Consider the following 19,629-nt stretch of genomic DNA (forward strand, 5'->3'; position numbering starts at 1 on the left):
ATCCTAGTCTCCACATTTAGCCGCCGACCTTTTCTCTGTTGTGCCTTCCCCCTTTAACCACTTGGATATACGAGAACTATTCAAGAGCTGTTCAAGAACTATTCGAATATAACTCCCTTCATCCGCTTTAGCTGACTCATCTTTAGCAGGGGCAATCCTTACCTAACACTGAAGAAATAAAAGGATACATATAGATACAAACAATCTTTATAACCAATTGTTTTAAAAGAAATTGAAAAATAAATGAAGCATAAGTGAAGTCGAAATGTAGAGCGCTATTTGCCCTCAATCGTTTTGATGGGGTATCAAGTTGACGTCGAATTAACAACTTCTACCGATTTTGCTCTCACTACCACAGTGCTGCAGCGCAAAAAAATAATTAAAAAAACGAGGAAGACCTGTGAAATCATCTTATAAGAAAAGTCTTATTGCAGCGGCGCTAAGTATGGCGCTTGTCCCTGCATCTCAAGCATCAATGCTAGACAGTCGAGGACTTGACCCCGACAGCGGTCAACGTAGCAATAAACTCCAACCTAGCAAGCGCAATACAGATAATCTCTACATGGTTATGCTTGATGAGCAACCTCTGGCGACCTACAGAGGTGATATTGCCAACTTAAAAGCCACCAGCTTACTAAGCAATAACGCTAACAAACGAGAAAGCACTGGCACTTTAGATGTGCAAAGTGCGGCGAGCCAAAACTATCTCAACTACTTAGCCACGCAAAAACGTAGCACGATTAATCGCGCGCAAAAGAGCCTCAAGCGCCAGCTGACAATTCAGAATGATTACCAAATTGCTCTTAACGGCTTTAGTACTGAATTAACAGAAGAGGAAGCCAAGCTTCTCGGTACTGTTGACGGGGTTAAATTCGTTCAAAAAGTAGAAAGACGTTACCTCACTACCGATTCAGGGCCCAGTTACATTCAAGCGCCTTCAGCTTGGGATGGGACTGCAACGGGAATAGCCAGCAAAGGCGAAGGTGTCATCGTCGGTATTCTCGATACAGGGATCAGCGCCTTCAACCCTTCATTTGCCGATATTGGTGGCGATGGCTACGATCATACCAACCCATTGGGGGAAGGCGTATACCTAGGCCATTGCAGCGACTCTGAACTTGCCCATTACTGCAACGATAAGTTGATTGGGATCTGGGCCCATGACGGAGTTTTGGCTGACTATACTCCCGAAGGCGATGATGTGATTGGAATCGACCATAATGGTCATGGCTCCCATACTGCATCAACCACAGCTGGCAACGTAGTAAAAAACGTGCCTATCTACAATGTGATGGGGGATAAGGCTGAGTTTACTTTCGGTCAAATCAGCGGCGTAGCCCCTCACGCTAACATTGTTTCTTACCAAGTTTGCGCCGCCGATGCGGGTTGTTGGCCCGATGTTAGTGCGCTCGCCGTTGAACATGCTATCGCTAATGGCGTTCAAGTACTCAATTACTCGGTAGGTGGCGGAGCCAGTAACCCTTGGTACGATACCGATGCTCAGGCTTTTTTAGCCGCCCGAGAGGCTGGGATCCATGTTGCCACCTCTGCTGGAAACTCTGGTCCTGAAGCTGGCACTGTCGGCTCTCCCGGTAATGCCCCTTGGTTAACAACCGTTGCCGCCTACACCCATGACCGTGGATTTACCGATAAAGAAGTGAGCTTCAATGGTGGTGACTTTGCCCTAGCAAGTTTATCTGGCAAAGGCGCAACAAATGGGATCACAGCTAAAGTGGTGCACGCCGAGGATTTTGGTGATGCAGACTGTTTAAACCCATTTGCGGAAAACACCTTTAGCGGTGAAATTGTGGTTTGCCAACGTGGCGAAATTGCCCGTGTATCAAAAGGAACTAATGTTTTGGCTGGCGGTGCGGGGGGCATGATATTAGTCAACGTGGATGGCGGTTCTGAAACCATAGATGCCGACTTTCATGTGCTACCAGCAATCCATATCGATGCTTTACAGGGCAGTGAACTCACCGCTTGGCTAACCACAGGCGAAAATCATATGGCGACGATTGGCGTCTCAACCATGGAGAATACTCCCGAAAACGCTGACATAGCAGCAGTATTTACCTCTCGCGGACCAGAGCCCATAATGAACCGCTGGTTAACCCCTCATGTTGCCGCACCAGGCGTAGCGATTTATGCCGCCAACTCTGAATATCAGCCATGGCGAGAGCAAAAAACCGAGTCTCCTTACACCTTTATGGATGGCACATCTATGTCTAGCCCCCATGTGGCTGGAGCGATGGCGCTGATGACAGCCCTTAAGCCCGAGTGGACACCCGCACAACTACAGTCGGCGCTGATGCTGAGTGCCGAATTTAATACCCGCAAAGATGACGGGGTGACGCCATCAGACTTTTTTGACTCGGGAGCTGGTAGCATTCGTATTAATAACGCCCTCAATACGGGCCTAATTATGGATGTAACCTATCAAGAGTACGTGGACGCCAACCCCGACATTGGTGGCAAACCTGAAGCAATGAACATGCCATCGGCCGTACAACAAGATTGCATGATAAGCTGTAGCTGGACACGTACATTCACCGCAACCTCTGCATCGACTTGGACCGTAAGCGGCGATACTAGCGTGAATGGTTTAACCATTAGCGCCTCCCCTAGCAGCTTTAGCCTAGCTGCTGGAGAAAGTATCACCTTGGAAGTGAATGCCACCATATCTAACGGTTTCAACTCAGAATACGGTATGGGTCGACTCCTACTCACCCCTTCCAATGGGAGTTTAACCCCGTCAGCTATGCCAGTAATCGGTACATTTGTCGCAGGCAGTTTCCCTGAAGCCACCTATCTTGAAACCAGTAAAAATAAAGATAGTGCGGCCATAGAAGGAGTCACAACCGTTGGTAGTAGTGATCTTCAAGTTGCTGTTTTCGAACTAGCAGAAGTTGAACGTATCGAAGTATCTATTCCGCGAGATGATAGCGATGATGCTAGTTGGCCGACTAATGTCTGGAACGATAGCCGCTTTTTCCATTCTCAACTCATTAACGTCACACCGAATACCAAGCGTATTGTGGCGCGAATCAAACAGACTACATCACCGGATCTTGACCTCTATATCGGCCGAGATTCCAACTACAACGGCAAGCCTGACGATTACTTTGAAATGGCTGAACTGCTGTGTATGAGCGCCACAGAAACCGCACTAGAGAACTGCGTAGTCGACACCCCCCAACCTGGCAGTTACTACGTAGCTGTGCACAATTTTGGTGATACTTCAGCACCTTCAGACACGGTAGATGACATCACTATAGAACTTGCCGTTATCGATAAAGATGACTCAAGTATTAGTGTAGATTTCAAAACACAAGTCGATGCTCGAGAAGATATAGGCCTAGTACTCAACTGGGATAAAACACTCAAGTCTGACACCTTATATACCACTGTACTTGAAATTGGCACTGGCCCCGATGCCGCGAGTAATGTCGGCCTAATGCCAATTGAGCTGTATCGCAATGCCACTTACCTCACAAGCACCCTTGATAGTGAATTTGTCAATACAGGCGACAAACTCACCTTATCGCTTGAACTAGCAGCGAACCCCAGTGATAAGGAAATGGTATTCGATGTTACGGTTAACCTTCCTGAAGGTCTCACCATCGAAAGTGATAGTCACTCTGGTCTGCTAGATCAAGGCAACCTTAGCTGGCAAGTCACCCAAGCAGTAAACAGTGAAGCACAAACGATTGTGCTGGTGCTAGATACTTCTGCTCAAGTGATGTCAACGACCTTGAACTTTGAAGTGTCACACACAGTTAATGGCATTAGCCTAAGTGAAACCCTCAATCCAGTGGCATTGGAGGGGATCCCTGTCGCGCGAATTAATGGTGCCAATAGCATAGATATCACTGCCGATGAGCAAACAAGTGTGAATCTCTCGGCAATTGAGAGCACCGCTCCCAATACTGACGATGTGCTCAGTTATCACTGGGTGCAAACTTCAGGACCAGCTATCACCATCGCTGACAATTCTGCTGCAGAAATTAATATCCAGTTACCAGATATTGAAACCGATGCGACCGCTGTGGTGGAGTTGACCGTGAGTAACGGCCTGAAGACAGCAACGGCAGCCACAGCCACGATTAACATTATAGCCAAAGAGGTTAGCCCCGAGCCGACACCAGAAAAGAGCGGGGGCGCTTTAGGACTAACGGTGTTGCTGCTTGGACTACTTGGCTATCGCCGTCAAACAGCAAAGAAAAAGTAACCATATGAAAATAAGAAAAAGTGTACAAAAGCACTTATTAGCTATGGGAGCATAGCGCCATTCCTTGTTTGCCGACCACTTAGTGGTCGGCTTTTTTCAAAAGTGGCCTCAGCCATGACCTCACATTTCATCACTCGGTTAAAGCGAACTATTTAGTATCATCAAAAGCTTCTATTTTGGCTTTAATTGCGTCTTTCTGCTGCTTATCTTCCAACTTATAGATCCGCTTTATTTGCGCCTTTATCATAGGATCTTGTACTGTCGAGACCGAGTCGAAGCCTACCTCTACTTTACCTAGGGTCGAGGTCACCAATAGGCCTTGGGCAAAATTAAGATCGTTCAGACCACTGCTTAAGATAAGTAGATAACTCTGCCTTGGTCGAGAGTTCACAATAACAGAATATTTGTCGACACTTTCCCAACCATCCATACGAAAGTTATCGATGGAATTTACCTGTTCAAGTTCAGGAAAAGTATACATTGCCGCTCGCTCTTTACTCGCCTCACTCGAAGCGCAACCCGCTAAAAGCACAATAAATGATAAAGCTACTAATTTTAATAAACGCATAAATTTATCTCCTTACGATTCCAATCTACTTTAGCACCGATTAATGAATGCGCAAAAAACATCCAATCTCATTCAGAGTAAAACCATTAGCCAAATCATAGGAATAAAATACTCTCAAGGAACTAATGAGCGTGGCCTTGAGAGAAATTAATCATCATCACACCTACGGCCACCAGCGCCATCCCCACCCAAGCCGTCATATCTAAATGCTGACGGTAGAATAGTGCCGATAACAGGGTCACAGTAACAATGGCCAGTCCGGCCCAAAGCGCATGCACAACCCCCACAGGCATACCTTTCATTGCCTGACCTAAAAAGATAAATGCAGTTAAATGCCCTAACAACACTAACGCAGCTGGTAGCGGCTTACTAAAGCCATCAGTAGCTTTCAACGCCACATGAGATAAAGCCTCAGCAACAACACCCAGTAAAAGAAAAATCCAGCTCATGTTTGTTCCTTAGAATCGACTTAGCAAAGGTCTGTTTGCAAAGGTATTAAAATCAATAGCCCCATTATATTCATCCAATAAACAATGATAATTACCATGAAATACAAATAACTTTTACCCTTAGGTAATAATCATAATTAACTCAATAAAAAGCCGCCTAGTTAGGCGGCTTTTTATATCAAGATTTCAAGTGAGCAATAAAAGTTAACTTTAGCCTGTTACTTGATAACGTGCTCTGCATGAAAGCGCTGCTGGTTTTCGATAAAGTTAATGATAGAAGGGAAAAGTAATAGCTATCTRCYATACCTCCCCAAAATCAAAAYRCTTCATTAATCGAAAGTTAGCTTATTTTGCCAAGTGCTCAGCATGAGAACGTAGGTGATTTTCGATAAAGTTAATGATAGAAGGGAAAAGTAATAGCTATCTGCTATACCTCCCCAAAATCAAMACGCTTCATTAATCGAAAGTTAGCTTATTTTGCCAAGTGCTCWGCATGARAACGTAGGTGATTTTCGATAAAGCTAGAGATAAAGTAATAGCTATGATCGAAGCCTTCTTGCATATTTAATGTTAGTGGATAACCACTTACCTTAGCTGCAGCTTCCAGCACTTCAGGCTTTAGCTGTTCAGTAAGAAAATCATCAGCCTCGCCCTGATCCACTAGTGCTGGCACGAACTCAGTCGCTTGACGCATCAACAGGCTAGCATCGTATTCAGCCCAAGTCGTGGTATCACGACCGAGATACGCCGTAAATGCCTTTTTACCCCAAGGGCAATTGACAGGGTTAGTTATCGGGCTAAACGCCGAAACCGACTGATAAGCCTGTGGATTACGCATCGCAATCACCAATGCACCATGACCGCCCATAGAGTGACCCGCAATCGAACGCTTGCTGCTGACAGGGAACATAGACTCAATCAGCTCTGGTAGCTCATTAACCACATAGTCGTACATTCTATAATGACGATTCCAAGGCGCTTGAGTCGCGTTAACGTAAAAACCAGCCCCTTTACCAAGATCGTAGCCAGGATCATCGGCAACATCATCACCTCGTGGGCTGGTATCAGGCGCAACAATCGCGATACCCAGCTCTGCAGCCATGCGCTGTGCGCCCGCTTTTTGCATGAAGTTTTCATCGGTGCAGGTTAAACCTGATAGCCAGTAAAGCACTGGAACCTTGTCACCGTTTGACGCTTGAGGCGGTAAGTAAATGGCAAACCGCATGGCGCAGTTAAGTGTCTTCGAATGATGGCTATATTGTTTATGCCAACCACCAAAGCTCTTATTTACACTGATATTTTCAACGGTCATTTAATACCGACTCCTATAAATTTTTTACTAAATCTTGAAAGATTAATCTTTAAAGCCAAATTTTTAAAAGTAAGTCTCTAAACTCATCATTCAAAACTAGCACTTCAAAATTAGGCCTTTAAAAGCAACAAGCGCCCGAGAGCGCTTGTTATCTTGAATGTCTATTTACTTGTCGAAGTGAATAACAGTACGGATACTCTTACCTTCGTGCATTAGGTCGAATGCTTCGTTAACTTGCTCAAGACCCATAGTGTGAGTGATGAAGTCATTTAACTTGAACTCACCTGCCATGTAACGCTCAACGTACTCAGGTAGTTCTGAGCGGCCTTTAACACCACCAAATGCGCTACCTTTCCATACACGGCCAGTTACCAGCTGGAATGGACGAGTTGAGATCTCTTGGCCTGCACCTGCAACACCAATAACGACTGACTCGCCCCAACCTTTATGACAACACTCAAGTGCACTACGCATCACGTGTACGTTACCGATACACTCGAACGAGTAATCAACACCGCCATCAGTTAGCTCAACAATCACATCTTGAATTGGCTTGTCGTAATCTTTAGGGTTGATGCAGTCAGTTGCCCCTAGTTTACGCGCTAGGTCAAACTTGCTCTCATTGATGTCGATAGCAATGATGCGTGATGCTTTTGCCATTGTCGCACCAATAACAGCCGACAGACCAATGCCGCCCATACCGAAGATAGCAACTGTCGCGCCTTCTTCAACTTTTGCCGTGTTCATCACCGCGCCCATACCCGTTGTGACACCACAACCGAGAAGACAGACTTCTTCAAGCGGCGCTTCTGGATTCACTTTTGCTAGTGAAATCTCAGGTAATACTGTGTACTCAGAAAACGTCGATGTGCCCATATAGTGGAAGATAGGCTGACCATCTTTAGAGAAACGAGTGGTGCCATCTGGCATCAAACCTTTACCTTGAGTTTCACGGATCTTCTGACAAAGGTTAGTCTTACCAGACTTACAGAATTTACATTCGCCACACTCTGGCGTGTAAAGTGGGATCACGTGGTCACCCACTTTAACGCTAGTTACGCCTTCACCGATAGACTCAACGATACCGCCGCCTTCATGGCCAAGAATACAAGGGAAGATACCTTCTGGATCATCGCCAGAAAGGGTAAATGCATCGGTATGACATACGCCAGTGGCGATCATCTTAACGCGCACCTCACCTTTTTGCGGCGGCATGACATCTACGATTTCCATAGAGAGTGGTTCACCAACTGCCCAAGCAACTGCGGCTTTTGATTTGATTGTTTGTGCTGTCATCTTGTATTCCTACTTTTAATAATCTTTAAATTGCGATGCGTCACCGCAGTGGGTATGGCAAAGATTATAACTACCTGTTCAACATTGATAATCCCATCAAACAGTAATTTACCTTTACCATATGGTAATAATCTTTTGAAAATGACTTCATTCTTTAGTGAAGACTTTTCCTAGGCTCGATCTAAACTCAAGCCGTTTAGTTAACTCATTTCTATTCGCTGCAATGGTTGCAAACTTAACGCAGTTGACTATCTTTACTGCCTCGACGATTAAACAGGTGCTGCTTCCCCTGGCTGCTATCGATTTCATTTTGGCAATGAAGACAGAGTCGAACGCCAGGAACAGCTATGCGTCTCGCCTCAGGGATCACTTCACCGCACTCTTCACAATGCAGTAAACTAACACCATCGCGTAGTCGACTTCTCGCCGCAGCGACTGCATCCTCGACACTACTGTCTATCTGATCTTGTACTGCACCATCTCTAGACCATCCACCAGCCATCTTGAAACCTCTGCATGCCAATTGTGTTGCTCAAAACGATTAGACTCTTAGCAAGTCAATGACCCAACCATTAATCTATAGTTGAAGCCTTATCGTTAGTCGACATCGAACCATTAACTTTGATTAGCGGCTCAAAGAGCAACTTCTCAATTTCGATGCTGGCTATTATATTTATTTCCTTGTGAATGATAATTAGCGATAAGTACAATTATCTTTTACCATATAGTAAATATAAGATTCATTGCAGATGGGGAAACCACATGTTTAATTGGGAAGGAGTGAGTGAGTTCGTTGCCGTCGCAGAAGCGGAAAGCTTTACCAAGGCGTCGCAACGATTAGGCATATCGACTGCGCAAGTAAGCCGCCAAATCAGTGCACTCGAGACAAGGCTCGCTGCTAAGCTGTTTCATCGCACCACCCGAAAAGTGTCTGTGACCGAAGTGGGCCGCATCTACTATCAGCACTGCCGACAGGTACTCGATGGCTTAGAAGAAGCCGAACGAGCCATCACCAACTTACAGACCACTCCCAGAGGACTGCTCAAAATCACTGCACCTGTCACCTACGGTGAAAAAACCATTGCGCCACTGATTAACGATTTTGCGGCGCTATATCCAGAGCTTGAAGTTAAGCTAAACCTGAGTAACCAAAAGCTGGACTTAATCGATGAAGGCTATGACTTAGCCATTAGATTGGGCCACTTAGAAGACTCAAGCATGATGGCAAAGAAGCTAAGCAGCCGTACTCAGTATGTTTGCGCTTCTCCAAGCTATATTTCTACCTATGGAATTCCCCATTCGCTATCGGAGCTTGATCAACATAACTGTCTTATCGGCACCATGGATTACTGGCGTTTTCAAGAGAATGGCAAAACCAGAAATGTACGGGTCAGAGGGACTTTAAGTTGTAATAGCGGCCACGCGTTAGTCGATGCGGCAATAAAAGGTATCGGTATCGTGCAACTGCCAGATTATTACGTTCTGCCCTATATTGAAGATGGTCAGCTGACACCGCTACTTGAACAGAATCGTCAACCAGAAGAAGGTATTTGGGCGCTATACCCACAAAACCGCCACCTATCGCCTAAGGTACGTATGCTATTAGAACACCTAACGGCGGCTCTTAAGCAGGCCTAGCATAGCGATTATTTTGGCCCATAGCCTAAGCTACGGGTCAAAAGTCATTTTCATTTAAAGCTCACTGTAACTATTACGGTGCTAAGGATAATGAGCCCCCATCTACAACCCTCACTTGATCATACCTGGCGTATTTCCATTGAGCCCCGAGGCGATTGGCAAATAGTGTCTCATATTGTGATTCTTGCTCCTACACCGCCGAGTTGGAACTTCTAGATCTCAGTGGAAATAGCCAAGATGCTCCGACTCTAGTTGAAGGTGAAGCCCAGCATTATTGCAAGCCTCGTTCCCACAAGATCGCTAGTCGCGCTAATTATTCTCAAACGTGTCAAAGCCAGCCAATAATAAACGTGCTTTTTGCTATTAAGTTCATGAGCCTAGTCGCAATCGAGTCTGCGATTACAATGTCGAGCTTCTCCTCTAACACTAAGCAGAATAGTGCTCAATTGGCTGCTTAAGACTGGCTTTATCTTCTCAGTAACGCCCACGGATTTTACATTTCATTTACATTAACAGTTTACAGCGGTCAAATTTGGATTATATTGTATACAGAATATTTTATCTGTTTAGGTTCAAGCTGATAAAGCTGTTATTCGATTTAACTTTGCATCCTCACTGGAGTCGGAGCAAATAAACTAAATTAAAATCAAATAATAAGAGTAACCAAAATGAAAAAACATTTTAAAATATCTATCTGTGCCGCCCTTGTAGCCACTTCATCATTCGCAACGGCAAAGCAACCAGAGTTTAGTCAGCACCACTGTAAGGCTGCTGAAATCAATGCTCAGCATTACCGTAACTTCCCGAGCGCGCTACTCGAAGCACAGGAACGTCACGCCAACATCGGCAAGGTTCAGCAATCGAGAGCAAAGGCTGGCAGCGATAGCTCTGATACATCTCAATCCCCCTATGCACTAGCCAACGAAGTCACACCGAACTACATTATTCCAGTTGTATTCCATGTTTACGGCACTGTTCATAATGGTGATACAGTCAATGATGCGGTCATTATCGACGCCTTAAATAAAACCAATGCTGACTTCCAAGGTAGAACCGCTGACTTTGCCGACATAGATCCTGAGTTCCAATCTATAAAGGACTCTCTAAATATTGAGTTTCGTTTAGCCTCTATCGATCCTAATGGGAACCCGACCTCCGGCATTATTTACTACCCTGAATCTTCGGGTGCAGGAAACTATTCCAGCTCTGACGTTAAACGCGATCACTGGGACAACTACCGCTATATGAACGTGTATATTCAGAACGACCTCTACGCGGATGGCGTGACAAACAACTCTGGCGTTGCTTGGTACCCTGATACTGGCATGTCAGACGATGGCTTGGCTCGAGTTGCATACAACGGCGCCTACCTTGGTACAAACACAGATGAAAACTTCCGTTCTGTGCTGACCCACGAGTTTGGTCACTTCCTCGACTTGATTCACACCTTTGAAGGTGGCTGTAAGCGCGGCGCCGAAAGACGCTGTTCAGTAACCGGAGACAACACATGCGACACTCCACAACAGAACAGCTGGCAGATGAATCCCGGAGATGGCGGCATTCTTAACTGTATGGGACAGACCATTAACTGGCAGAACTTTATGGCCTATTCAGATCAATATGCCAACTATACTCAACAACAGGTCGATCGTATGATCAATGGCTTAAGCAGCCCATCAAGAGAAACCTTATGGTCAGCATCTAACTTAGCCGCAACAGGCGTAGCAAACTAACGATAGCCCTCATAAAGTCGCGCTATCGCAAAGCCAAAAACAAAAAGCCGCATCTCTTTCGAGATGCGGACTTCTATTTGAATAGGTGACATTGATGCCCGATAAGCTGCTCCTTGGGCAATACAGAAGTAGGCAACTCTTTATCTAGCAGAAAGCAAAAAGCCGCACCTCTTTCGAGATGCGGACTTCTATTTGAATAGGTGACATTGATGCTCGATAAGCTGCTGCTCCTTGGGCAGCGCAAAGTAGGCAGCTCTTCATCTAACTATGACAAAGCCCGATTATCGAAAGATAAGCGGGCTTTCTATTTGAATAGATGCCATCAATGCTCAGAAAGCCCTGCCCCCTTTACCAAGGAGAGATTTGACTACTTTCCATCTAGCAGAAAGCCAAAAACAAAAAGCCGCATCTCTTTCGAGATGCGGCTTTTTGCTTGAATAGGTGAGTTGGCCGATAAGCCGGGTCCTGTCGTGGACAGTTATTCATCTAGGCCTGCAATCGCTCACAGGCTCAAGCGACCTACCCGGTCCCAACGCGAGCAGCGCCATACGGGACCCTATTTGGTCTTGCTTCGGGTAGAGTTTACCTTGCAACGGACTATTACTAGCCGCCCGGTGCGCTCTTACCGCACCCTTTCACCCTTACCAATCCGAAGATTGGCGGTCTCCTCTCTGCTGCACTTGTCGTCGGTTCACACCGCCCAGGCGTTACCTGGTACCCTGCTCTTTGAAGCCCGGACTTTCCTCCCCGCTCTAATGAGCGCGGCAACTGTCTAGCCAACTCGGCGCGGATTATAGCTAAGCTCAGGCAACAAACCAAGGACTTTCACAAATCAGCTTAACTCAAAGCTAATCTATTAGAGACCGATCGCTAATCCGTGCTTATAAAGTGCATTCTTTTTAATGTCGTAAATCTGTCCAGCAACGGCAGCAGCCTTCTTCAGTGGCAGCTCTTCACACAGCAATTTAAGCGTATTTATCACGGTAGGTGAAAATTCTGACTCTTCATCGCTACGGTGGCCGTGGCACATCAACACGATTTCACCACGCTGTTGATTCGGATCATCTTTAACCGTCTGTAAAACTTCACCCGACGTCCCCGTTAAGAAGGTCTCGAAGGTCTTGGTCACCTCACGAGCCATGACGATTTCGCGATCTTCCCCCAAAGCAGCCACGATAGACTCTAGGCTATGCACGATACGGTGTGGTGACTCATAAAAAATTAGGGTACGAGGGTCGTCTTTTAATGCCGCTAACTTATCCAGTCTCGCCTTCTCTTTCGATGGCAAGAAACCTTCGAACGAGAAGCGATCAGAGGGTAAACCTGAGGCACACAAGGCGGTGATCGCCGCGCAGGGGCCCGGCAGTGGGATCACATTAAAGCCCGCTTCGCGAACTTGCTTAACTAAGTGGTAGCCAGGATCAGAGATCAGTGGCGTTCCCGCATCTGAAATTAACGCAACCGCCTCGCCATTGCCCAACTTTTGAATGATCCATTGAGCTCGATCTCGTTCATTATGATCATGTAAAGCTGTCTTGCGAGTCTCGATACCGAAGTGACTTAATAACTTACCGCTATGACGCGTATCTTCGCAGGCGATAAGTGATACCTGATTCAACACCTCTAGCGCACGGCTACTGATGTCTCCTAGGTTCCCTATTGGTGTGGGAACAATATAAAGCGCGACCGACAGGTCCATATCTACCTCTGTATTGAGTATTGGCAAGAGTTTCTAACAAGACTTTCGCCAAGGGGAAGAGCAGGTTAAACTATTAGCAGCATCTTACCAGAGTGAAGACCCGTGTTAAAAAGACTGAATACAACTAAATTTATCTCTATCGCAATTTTATCTGCGATTTTGTTCGGTTGCGGCACGACGACTGCACCGGTAAAGCCTGAAAAGACTGAAGTTTCTTTAACGACTGTCACCAAGTCGTCATCGCAATATATGGCGCTAGCTGCCAATGAAAAAAATAAAGAAACCCGAGATAAGTATGTTTTACTTGCAGCTCATGCCTTCATCAATGAAGGAAATGGCAATGCTGCAGACAAAACATTGAAGTCAATTGCACAGGATATCACCCAAAAGCCCGAGTTAATGGCTGAACATATCTACCTATCGGCGCGTGCACTTGAGATGATCTCTACCTATGATCACGCCCTGAAGATACTTGATTATCCAAGCAACTGGAAACTGCCAAATTGGCAATGGGTTAGCTACTACCAGTTAAAAGCGCACCTATATCAGTTGCTAAACCAACCGATAGATCAAGTAAGGCAGCTGAGTCTACTCAGTCAGTATCTGCCTACCGCAGAAGCTTATGAAGTGAATGACACCATCTGGCGCTCACTACAGCCGATTAATGAGCAGACACTATTAAGCTTTAGCAACGATACTAGCAATCCAATTTTTGCAGGCTGGGTGCAGCTGGCTTATATCGCTAAGCACTATGCTATCGATCCTAACGATTTAGTGCGCCACTTGGGTAGTTGGCAGCAGCTAAACCCAAACCATCCCGCAGCGGCAAAATTACCCACGGATTTAGAAAAGGCGCTTAATACTCAGCCTTACCAGCCAAAGAACATCGCCGTATTACTGCCACTGACTGGCCCTCGTGCCGTTGTCGCAAATACCGTTAAGCAAGGTATTCTAGCTAACTATATGGCTACGGGTGACGATAGCGTAACACTCAACTTCTTCGATACCGCTACTGGCGCACAGGGCGCATACCAACAGGCTGTAGCGGCGGGCGCTGAGTTCATCATTGGTCCCTTATTACAGTCAGAAGTTGAGCAGTTACAAAATATGACTTCCGAGAGTGCAGTGGTAACATCTGTCGACACTGGGGCGAGTTCCAACGGCGTGACTAATACAGGCGCTGTAACTAATACAATGGCTGTGGCACCTGCAACATCGGTTGTAAGTAAAACCATTCCTCAGCTTTACTTAAACCATATCGATACCTTTACCGCCGATCCCGATAAGTTCTTTTTTGCACTATCACCGACCGATGAAGCTATCGATGCCGCTCAGCGCCTCTACAATGATGGTATCGAGCAACCACTATTGCTTGTCAGCAACGATGCCGTTGGCCGCCGCATGGCTGAAAGCTTTAATACCCAGTGGCAGACGCTAACAAATACCCCTGTTGAAATTCATTACTATGATCGCGGTGACAAGATGAAGGTCACGGTGCAAAAAGCACTAGGAGTGATCGACAGTAAAGAGCGTATCGCCCGTATTAAAGCGATTCTAACGCCTAAGATTGAAGCTGATTTTCGATCTCGCCGTGATATCGATGCGATTTATATGATCTCCGCCAGTCAAGACTTAGAGCTACTTAAGCCATTTATCGACGTTAACTTCAGTGTGTTTGCCGATCCGGTTCCACTCTATACCACTAGCCGTAGTCGAGTTGAAGGAGATAGCCGTGAAACGGCCGAAGAGCTAAATAATCTCACTATTAGCGATATCCCGTGGCTCCTATCACCCAATAGCGAAACCCAGATGGTCAACGAACTATGGCCAAGCTGGGGCAATAGTCGCAAGAGACTGTTTATCATGGGCTATGACGCACTGGATTTAGTGGGTAAACTGGCGCAGATGCGCGCCCTGCCCGGCTACCAATTTTCAGGTCGCAGCGGCATGCTGTCGGTATTACCTGACGGCACGATTAATCGACAACTAAGTTGGGGCCGTTACCAAAGAGGTAACTTACGTCCGCTCTAAAGCCGATGTATAAAACTTTACAGTTAAATTAGCCGAGGCAAATAGTCTCGGCAGACACTTTAAGATATAGTCAAATTGACGCTACAAGGATGAGCGAGTTTGATGTCAAACAGCCCAAATCAAGGTCAGATTGCCGAGCACACCGCTAGGCAATATTTGGAACAACAGGGACTCTGCTTTGTCGAACAAAATGTTCGTTACCGTTTTGGTGAAATCGACATTGTGATGAAAGATGGCAGCGATTGGGTTTTCGTTGAGGTAAAATACCGCTCTGCGTCTCGATACGGTGGGGCTGTTAATGCGTTAAGCCACGCACAAACTCAGCGAATAAGAAAGGCTGCAAGCCATTACATACAGTTAAATCGAATCGATGCCATATGTCGCTTCGATGTTATCGCGGTCGATCTCCAAGGGATCCAGTGGATCCGCGATGCTTTTTAAATCGTTTAATTTTCATATGCTCCACGCAATTAAAATTGTAACAGTGGACATACATAAACATAGGGTTTATCCATGTTAGAACGCATAAAAGACAGCTTTACGGAATCAATTCAAACTAAGATTGATGCATCTGAAGCCCTACCTGAGTCAATCGCAAAAGCCGCAGAGATGATGGTTAACTGCCTACTGGGCGGCAACAAGATCCTCGCTTGTGGTAATGGTGGTAGCGCTGGCGATGCACAGCATTTCTCGGCTGAACTATTAAACCGCTATGAAATTGAGCGTCCACCACTTCCAGCTATTGCTCTAAGTTGCGATACCTCGACTATCACAGCGATTGCTAACGATTACAGCTATGATGAGATCTTCTCTAAGCAGATCATGGCACTAGGCCAACCAGGTGATATCCTGTTAGCGATTTCAACCAGTGGTAACTCTGGTAACGTCATCAAGGCGATGGAAGCAGCACTGAGTCGTGACATGACGATTGTGTCACTAACGGGTAAAGATGGCGGCGCGATGGCAGGCCTACTGAGCGTCAATGATGTTGAGATTCGTGTACCTTCTAACGTCACGGCACGCATTCAGGAAGTTCACCTGCTAGCGATTCACTGTCTATGTGACAACATCGACCGCACACTCTTCCCTCAGGACGAGCAGGCATGAGAGCACTGCTCCCATTAATCGCTATTATGTTAATGCTGCAAGGCTGTGCTGGAGCCATTATGGTCGGCGCGGTCGGCGGCGCAATGATGGTTAATGACGAGCGTAGCTTTAAGACCCAGATTGATGACACCAATGCCGACTTTAACGTCTCTAGCGCATTGGCTTCTCATGACGATCTAAAAAATCAGGCCAATATTAGCGGCATAGTCATGAACTCCAACGTATTGATGATTGGTCAGGCGCCAAACTCGATGCTAAGAGATAAAGCCATTCGTGTGGTTAAAGAGCTACAGATCGGCGGTAAAATCCATAATCAGATCCGTATCGGTAATCCGACCTCATTTACCACCCGCAGCAACGACACTTGGATCACCACCAAGGTAAAGGGTCGCATGCTCAACGAAAAGGGCTTGGATGTCACCAATATCAAGGTCGTGACAGAAAATGGCGAGGTTTTTTTGATTGGTTATGTTGAACGAGAACAGGCCAATTTAGCCGTTGAAGTGGCTCGAAATACTGCTGGCGTACGTAAAGTCATTAAGGTGTTTGAATACACAGACTCTTAACCTGTAAACGATATGCCCGCCAGCAGTGAGAAGAATCATCCAGCCTTTTGCTCGATGATTTTTTTTGGTCTGAAATAAGCAATCCGAGCCGTAATCCAGGGGATAATTAATGACGGCAACACGATAAAGCCCGCACCCACCCAGCTTAACCCATCTAGCCACTCATCAAACAGCAACCAACCAAACAACACACAAAATAGTAGCCCGGTATATTCGGCAATCGCAATCTGGCTCGCCTCTGCTTTGCGGTAAGCCAATACGCACAACCAGTGATAGGCCAATAAGAAGCTATTGCTCAGCGCCGCGATACCAATGAGCCCCCAACTTATACCCTCAAAGCCTTGCACCAAAACCATAACGAATGTAAGTGGAATGCTGAGTAAGTTATACAGCATGAGCGTCACACTAGGGTTCTCTGTATCAGGTAGCTTGCGCAGTGCCAGTTGATTCAGGGCAAAGGTAAATGCCGAGATTAGCACAGCAATACCGAACCAGTTAATCTCGCTGGGTCGCAGCAGAATCAAAATACCGATAAAGCCCAAAATAGTCGCAAGCCATTGGGTTGGTGTGACTTTCTCTTTCAAAAAGATCGAGCCCATCAGGACTATCATCAGTGGTGCCGAGAAAAATAACGAACTAACGGTAGCCATCGGCAGTGACATCAAGCCCATGATCAAACACACCGCGCCCAACGCACCGGTATTAGAGCGAAAGAAATGCACCTTCAGATACTTAGTCGTAGGTCGCTTTGCATAAAACCATAACGGCATTAACATCAGTACCGACAATATCTGCCTAATTAATAGGAAAGTCGCGGCGTTGCTATCGTCTGGCATCCACTTAATCGAGACATCATAAAGCGCACTAAAAAGGTTACCAAAAACTAAGATAGCCATGGCGATCATGACATTTGATTTCATCTGCTATTCCACAGTACAACTGAATTTGAGCGCATGATATCGCCCGCAAAACCTAAACTAAAATGATGTTTTTTCGCCAATCATGAATTAAATTAATACTATGATTGAGATCACCTATTAAATTCATACTTAAGGCTGCGAATATGCGCAAACTACCACCACTTAGGGCTTTACAGGTTTTTGAGGCTGCAGCCAGACAGTCACACTTCTCCCGTGCGGCCACCGAGCTTTGCATTACCCAAAGTGCGGTATCTCATCAGGTAAAGCAGCTTGAGGAGCACTATGGTGAGCGCCTGTTTAAACGAGAAGGACGACAGCTTCGACTCACAGTTAAAGGGGAGTTGTTGTATCGGGAACTGGAACGGATCTTCAACGAACTTAGCGATTTAAGTATGCAGATCAGTGGCGACAGTAATGATCAACTGCGGCTAGCGGTTTATAGCTCATTTGCAATCAAATGGCTGATCCCACGGCTCAGCGACTTTCGGCGCCAACATCCACAAATAAAAATTCGCCTCGATATGATAGCCGGTGATCCCGAGCTAAGTGATAACGTGGCGGATATGTTTATCACAGGACAAAGTGGTCAGCTGGGTTATTACCATCAGTCTTTGCATAAGGAGCGCCTAATTCCTGTCATCAGCCCAAGTCTGCTAACAGGAGAAAGTCCACCTCTTAGCGAATTAATGACTCATCCGCTGCTTACCGTCGACGAAGGGCCATTAGGCTTAGACTGGGACAGATGGTTTGTTGCAAACAACTTAACTCTTCCTGCGGAGCAACAGCAGCATATTTTTAGCCATGTATTAATGGCTATTGAAGCCGCGATTGCGGGTCAAGGTATTGCACTTGCATCGGACTTTATGGTGCAAGCGGATATTGAAAGGGGCCTGTTGGTGGAGCTAGATCTACCCGATATTTTAACGGGCTTTGAGTTCTACTTCAGCTGCAAGCAGCGACGCCTAAAAGAGCCTGCTATCGCCGCATTTGTGGCTTGGTTAAGCCAACAGAATTAAGCCAATAAAAAAGCCAGCAAACAGTGCTGGCTTTGTTGTTAAGCATATAGAGTTAAACGATAAGACCGATCTTCTCGTATACGCTCTTAAGCGTGACTTCGGCACGCGCCTGTGCTTTCTCTGCACCATCTTTCATCACTTGATTCAAGAAGGCTTGGTCTGCACGGTACTCTTTAAAGCGCTGCTGTAGCGGCTCAAGCATACCTACAACCGCCTCACCCGTTGCCACTTTCAAGTGACCATACATCTTACCTTCAAACTCGGCTTCGATGCTGGCAATCGACTGGCCAGTACAACCAGACATCAAGCTTAGTAGGTTTGATACACCTGGTTTTTCAGCTACATCGAAGCGCACGACTGGCGGCTCTTCACTGTCGGTCATCGCCTTCTTAATCTTCTTCATGATCGCCTTTGGATCTTCTAGTAGGCCGATAACATTATTACGGTTATCGTCAGACTTAGACATCTTCTTCAGCGGATCTTGTAGTGACATGACCTTAGCGCCGTGCTCTGGAATGAATGGCTCAGGGATCACGAAAGTCTCGCCATAGGCGTTGTTGAAGCGAGTCGCGATATCACGAGTTAACTCTAAATGCTGCTTCTGATCTTGACCCACTGGGATCTCGTTCGCTTGATAAAGCAGAATGTCTGCAGCCATCAGTACAGGGTAGCCAAACAAGCCAACGTTGATGTTGTTAGCGTGCTTTTGCGACTTATCTTTAAACTGCGTCATGCGGTTTAGTTCACCCATCTGGGTGTAACAGTTTAATGCCCAACCAAGTTGTGTGTGCTGTGGCACCTGTGACTGGATAAATACCGTGCTCTTCTTTGGATCGACACCACAAGCCAAGTACAGCGCTAGAGTATCGAGACAGGCTTCGCGTAATTTAACCGGATCTTGTCTGACAGTGATCGCATGCAGGTCAACGACGCAATAAAGGCAATCATGACTATCTTGCATCGCAACCCACTGACGTAACGCGCCCATATAGTTGCCGATGGTTAGCTCGCCTGATGGCTGAGCACCGCTTAGAACTACTGGTTTCGTTAGGGGTGTCGTCAT

At 46.2% G+C, this 19,629-nt stretch carries 16 protein-coding genes and 1 other RNA gene; 8 read left to right on the forward strand and 9 right to left on the reverse strand.

All coding sequences use genetic code 11. The features are described 5' to 3' along the window. The first annotated feature begins 400 nt into the window (after positions 1-400). The gene (locus L1D44_RS17195; RefSeq protein WP_239892554.1) at positions 401-4,231 is read left to right on the forward strand and encodes a S8 family serine peptidase; all 3,831 of its coding nucleotides are present in this window, start codon (positions 401-403) and stop codon (positions 4,229-4,231) included. A gap of 148 nt (positions 4,232-4,379) precedes the next feature. Here L1D44_RS17195 and L1D44_RS17200 read toward each other — a convergent pair whose 3' ends face one another. The 5 genes from L1D44_RS17200 to L1D44_RS17220 all read right to left on the reverse strand — a co-directional run bounded on the left by L1D44_RS17200 (position 4,380) and on the right by L1D44_RS17220 (position 8,358). Continuing rightward, a complete protein-coding gene (locus L1D44_RS17200; RefSeq protein ID WP_239892555.1) occupies positions 4,380-4,799 on the reverse strand; it encodes a DUF6491 family protein in 420 nt (139 codons plus the stop codon). Between the two features lie 122 nt (positions 4,800-4,921). Beyond that, the gene (locus L1D44_RS17205; protein WP_028767378.1) at positions 4,922-5,248 is read right to left on the reverse strand and encodes a multidrug efflux SMR transporter; all 327 of its coding nucleotides are present in this window, start codon (positions 5,246-5,248) and stop codon (positions 4,922-4,924) included. A 472-nt stretch (positions 5,249-5,720) separates the two neighbouring features. Further along, positions 5,721-6,560 carry an S-formylglutathione hydrolase gene (fghA, locus tag L1D44_RS17210; protein WP_239892556.1) on the reverse strand — a complete coding sequence of 280 codons (840 nt, stop codon included), beginning with the start codon at positions 6,558-6,560 and terminating at the stop codon, positions 5,721-5,723. A 165-nt stretch (positions 6,561-6,725) separates the two neighbouring features. After that, the gene (locus L1D44_RS17215; protein WP_239892557.1) at positions 6,726-7,856 is read right to left on the reverse strand and encodes an S-(hydroxymethyl)glutathione dehydrogenase/class III alcohol dehydrogenase; all 1,131 of its coding nucleotides are present in this window, start codon (positions 7,854-7,856) and stop codon (positions 6,726-6,728) included. A gap of 235 nt (positions 7,857-8,091) precedes the next feature. Then, a complete protein-coding gene (locus L1D44_RS17220) occupies positions 8,092-8,358 on the reverse strand; it encodes a DksA/TraR family C4-type zinc finger protein (RefSeq protein WP_239892558.1) in 267 nt (88 codons plus the stop codon). 260 nt (positions 8,359-8,618) lie between these two features. Between L1D44_RS17220 and L1D44_RS17225 the strand changes: the two genes are divergently transcribed. Further along, the gene (locus L1D44_RS17225; RefSeq protein WP_239892559.1) at positions 8,619-9,494 is read left to right on the forward strand and encodes a LysR substrate-binding domain-containing protein; all 876 of its coding nucleotides are present in this window, start codon (positions 8,619-8,621) and stop codon (positions 9,492-9,494) included. Positions 9,495-10,162: 668 nt separating this feature from the next. Further along, positions 10,163-11,227, forward strand: a complete 1,065-nt coding sequence (locus tag L1D44_RS17230; RefSeq protein WP_239892560.1) for a M43 family zinc metalloprotease — start codon at positions 10,163-10,165, stop codon at positions 11,225-11,227. A gap of 438 nt (positions 11,228-11,665) precedes the next feature. Here the strand turns inward: L1D44_RS17230 and rnpB are convergent. Then, positions 11,666-12,011, reverse strand: an RNA gene (rnpB, locus tag L1D44_RS17235) — RNase P RNA component class A. A 72-nt stretch (positions 12,012-12,083) separates the two neighbouring features. Continuing rightward, a complete protein-coding gene (rsmI, locus tag L1D44_RS17240; RefSeq protein ID WP_239892561.1) occupies positions 12,084-12,926 on the reverse strand; it encodes a 16S rRNA (cytidine(1402)-2'-O)-methyltransferase in 843 nt (280 codons plus the stop codon). Between the two features lie 102 nt (positions 12,927-13,028). On the opposite strand from rsmI, the gene L1D44_RS17245 reads away from it, so the two are divergent. The 4 genes from L1D44_RS17245 to L1D44_RS17260 all read left to right on the forward strand — a co-directional run bounded on the left by L1D44_RS17245 (position 13,029) and on the right by L1D44_RS17260 (position 16,630). Further along, entirely contained in the window at positions 13,029-14,957 is a 1,929-nt protein-coding gene (locus tag L1D44_RS17245) for a penicillin-binding protein activator (protein WP_239892562.1), read from the forward strand. A 102-nt stretch (positions 14,958-15,059) separates the two neighbouring features. Further along, positions 15,060-15,398 (forward strand): YraN family protein, encoded by a 339-nt coding sequence (locus L1D44_RS17250; protein WP_239892563.1) that lies wholly within the window; start codon positions 15,060-15,062, stop codon positions 15,396-15,398. Positions 15,399-15,470: 72 nt separating this feature from the next. Continuing rightward, positions 15,471-16,064: a phosphoheptose isomerase gene (locus tag L1D44_RS17255; protein WP_012153519.1), complete on the forward strand. Its 594-nt coding sequence runs from the start codon at positions 15,471-15,473 to the stop codon at positions 16,062-16,064. Beyond that, on the forward strand, positions 16,061-16,630 hold the full coding sequence (locus tag L1D44_RS17260) for a BON domain-containing protein (RefSeq protein ID WP_239892564.1): 570 nt from the start codon (positions 16,061-16,063) through the stop codon (positions 16,628-16,630). Before L1D44_RS17255 ends, L1D44_RS17260 begins: the two co-directional genes overlap by 4 nt. A gap of 35 nt (positions 16,631-16,665) precedes the next feature. Here L1D44_RS17260 and L1D44_RS17265 read toward each other — a convergent pair whose 3' ends face one another. After that, on the reverse strand, positions 16,666-17,550 hold the full coding sequence (locus L1D44_RS17265; protein ID WP_239892565.1) for a DMT family transporter: 885 nt from the start codon (positions 17,548-17,550) through the stop codon (positions 16,666-16,668). A gap of 143 nt (positions 17,551-17,693) precedes the next feature. Between L1D44_RS17265 and L1D44_RS17270 the strand changes: the two genes are divergently transcribed. After that, on the forward strand, positions 17,694-18,566 hold the full coding sequence (locus L1D44_RS17270; protein ID WP_239892566.1) for a LysR substrate-binding domain-containing protein: 873 nt from the start codon (positions 17,694-17,696) through the stop codon (positions 18,564-18,566). Positions 18,567-18,618: 52 nt separating this feature from the next. On the opposite strand, the gene trpS is transcribed toward L1D44_RS17270, so the two are convergent. Next, entirely contained in the window at positions 18,619-19,629 is a 1,011-nt protein-coding gene (trpS, locus tag L1D44_RS17275) for a tryptophan--tRNA ligase (protein ID WP_220769154.1), read from the reverse strand.

The organism is Shewanella sp. Isolate13 (assembly GCF_022398325.1).
Lineage (GTDB): Bacteria > Pseudomonadota > Gammaproteobacteria > Enterobacterales > Shewanellaceae > Shewanella.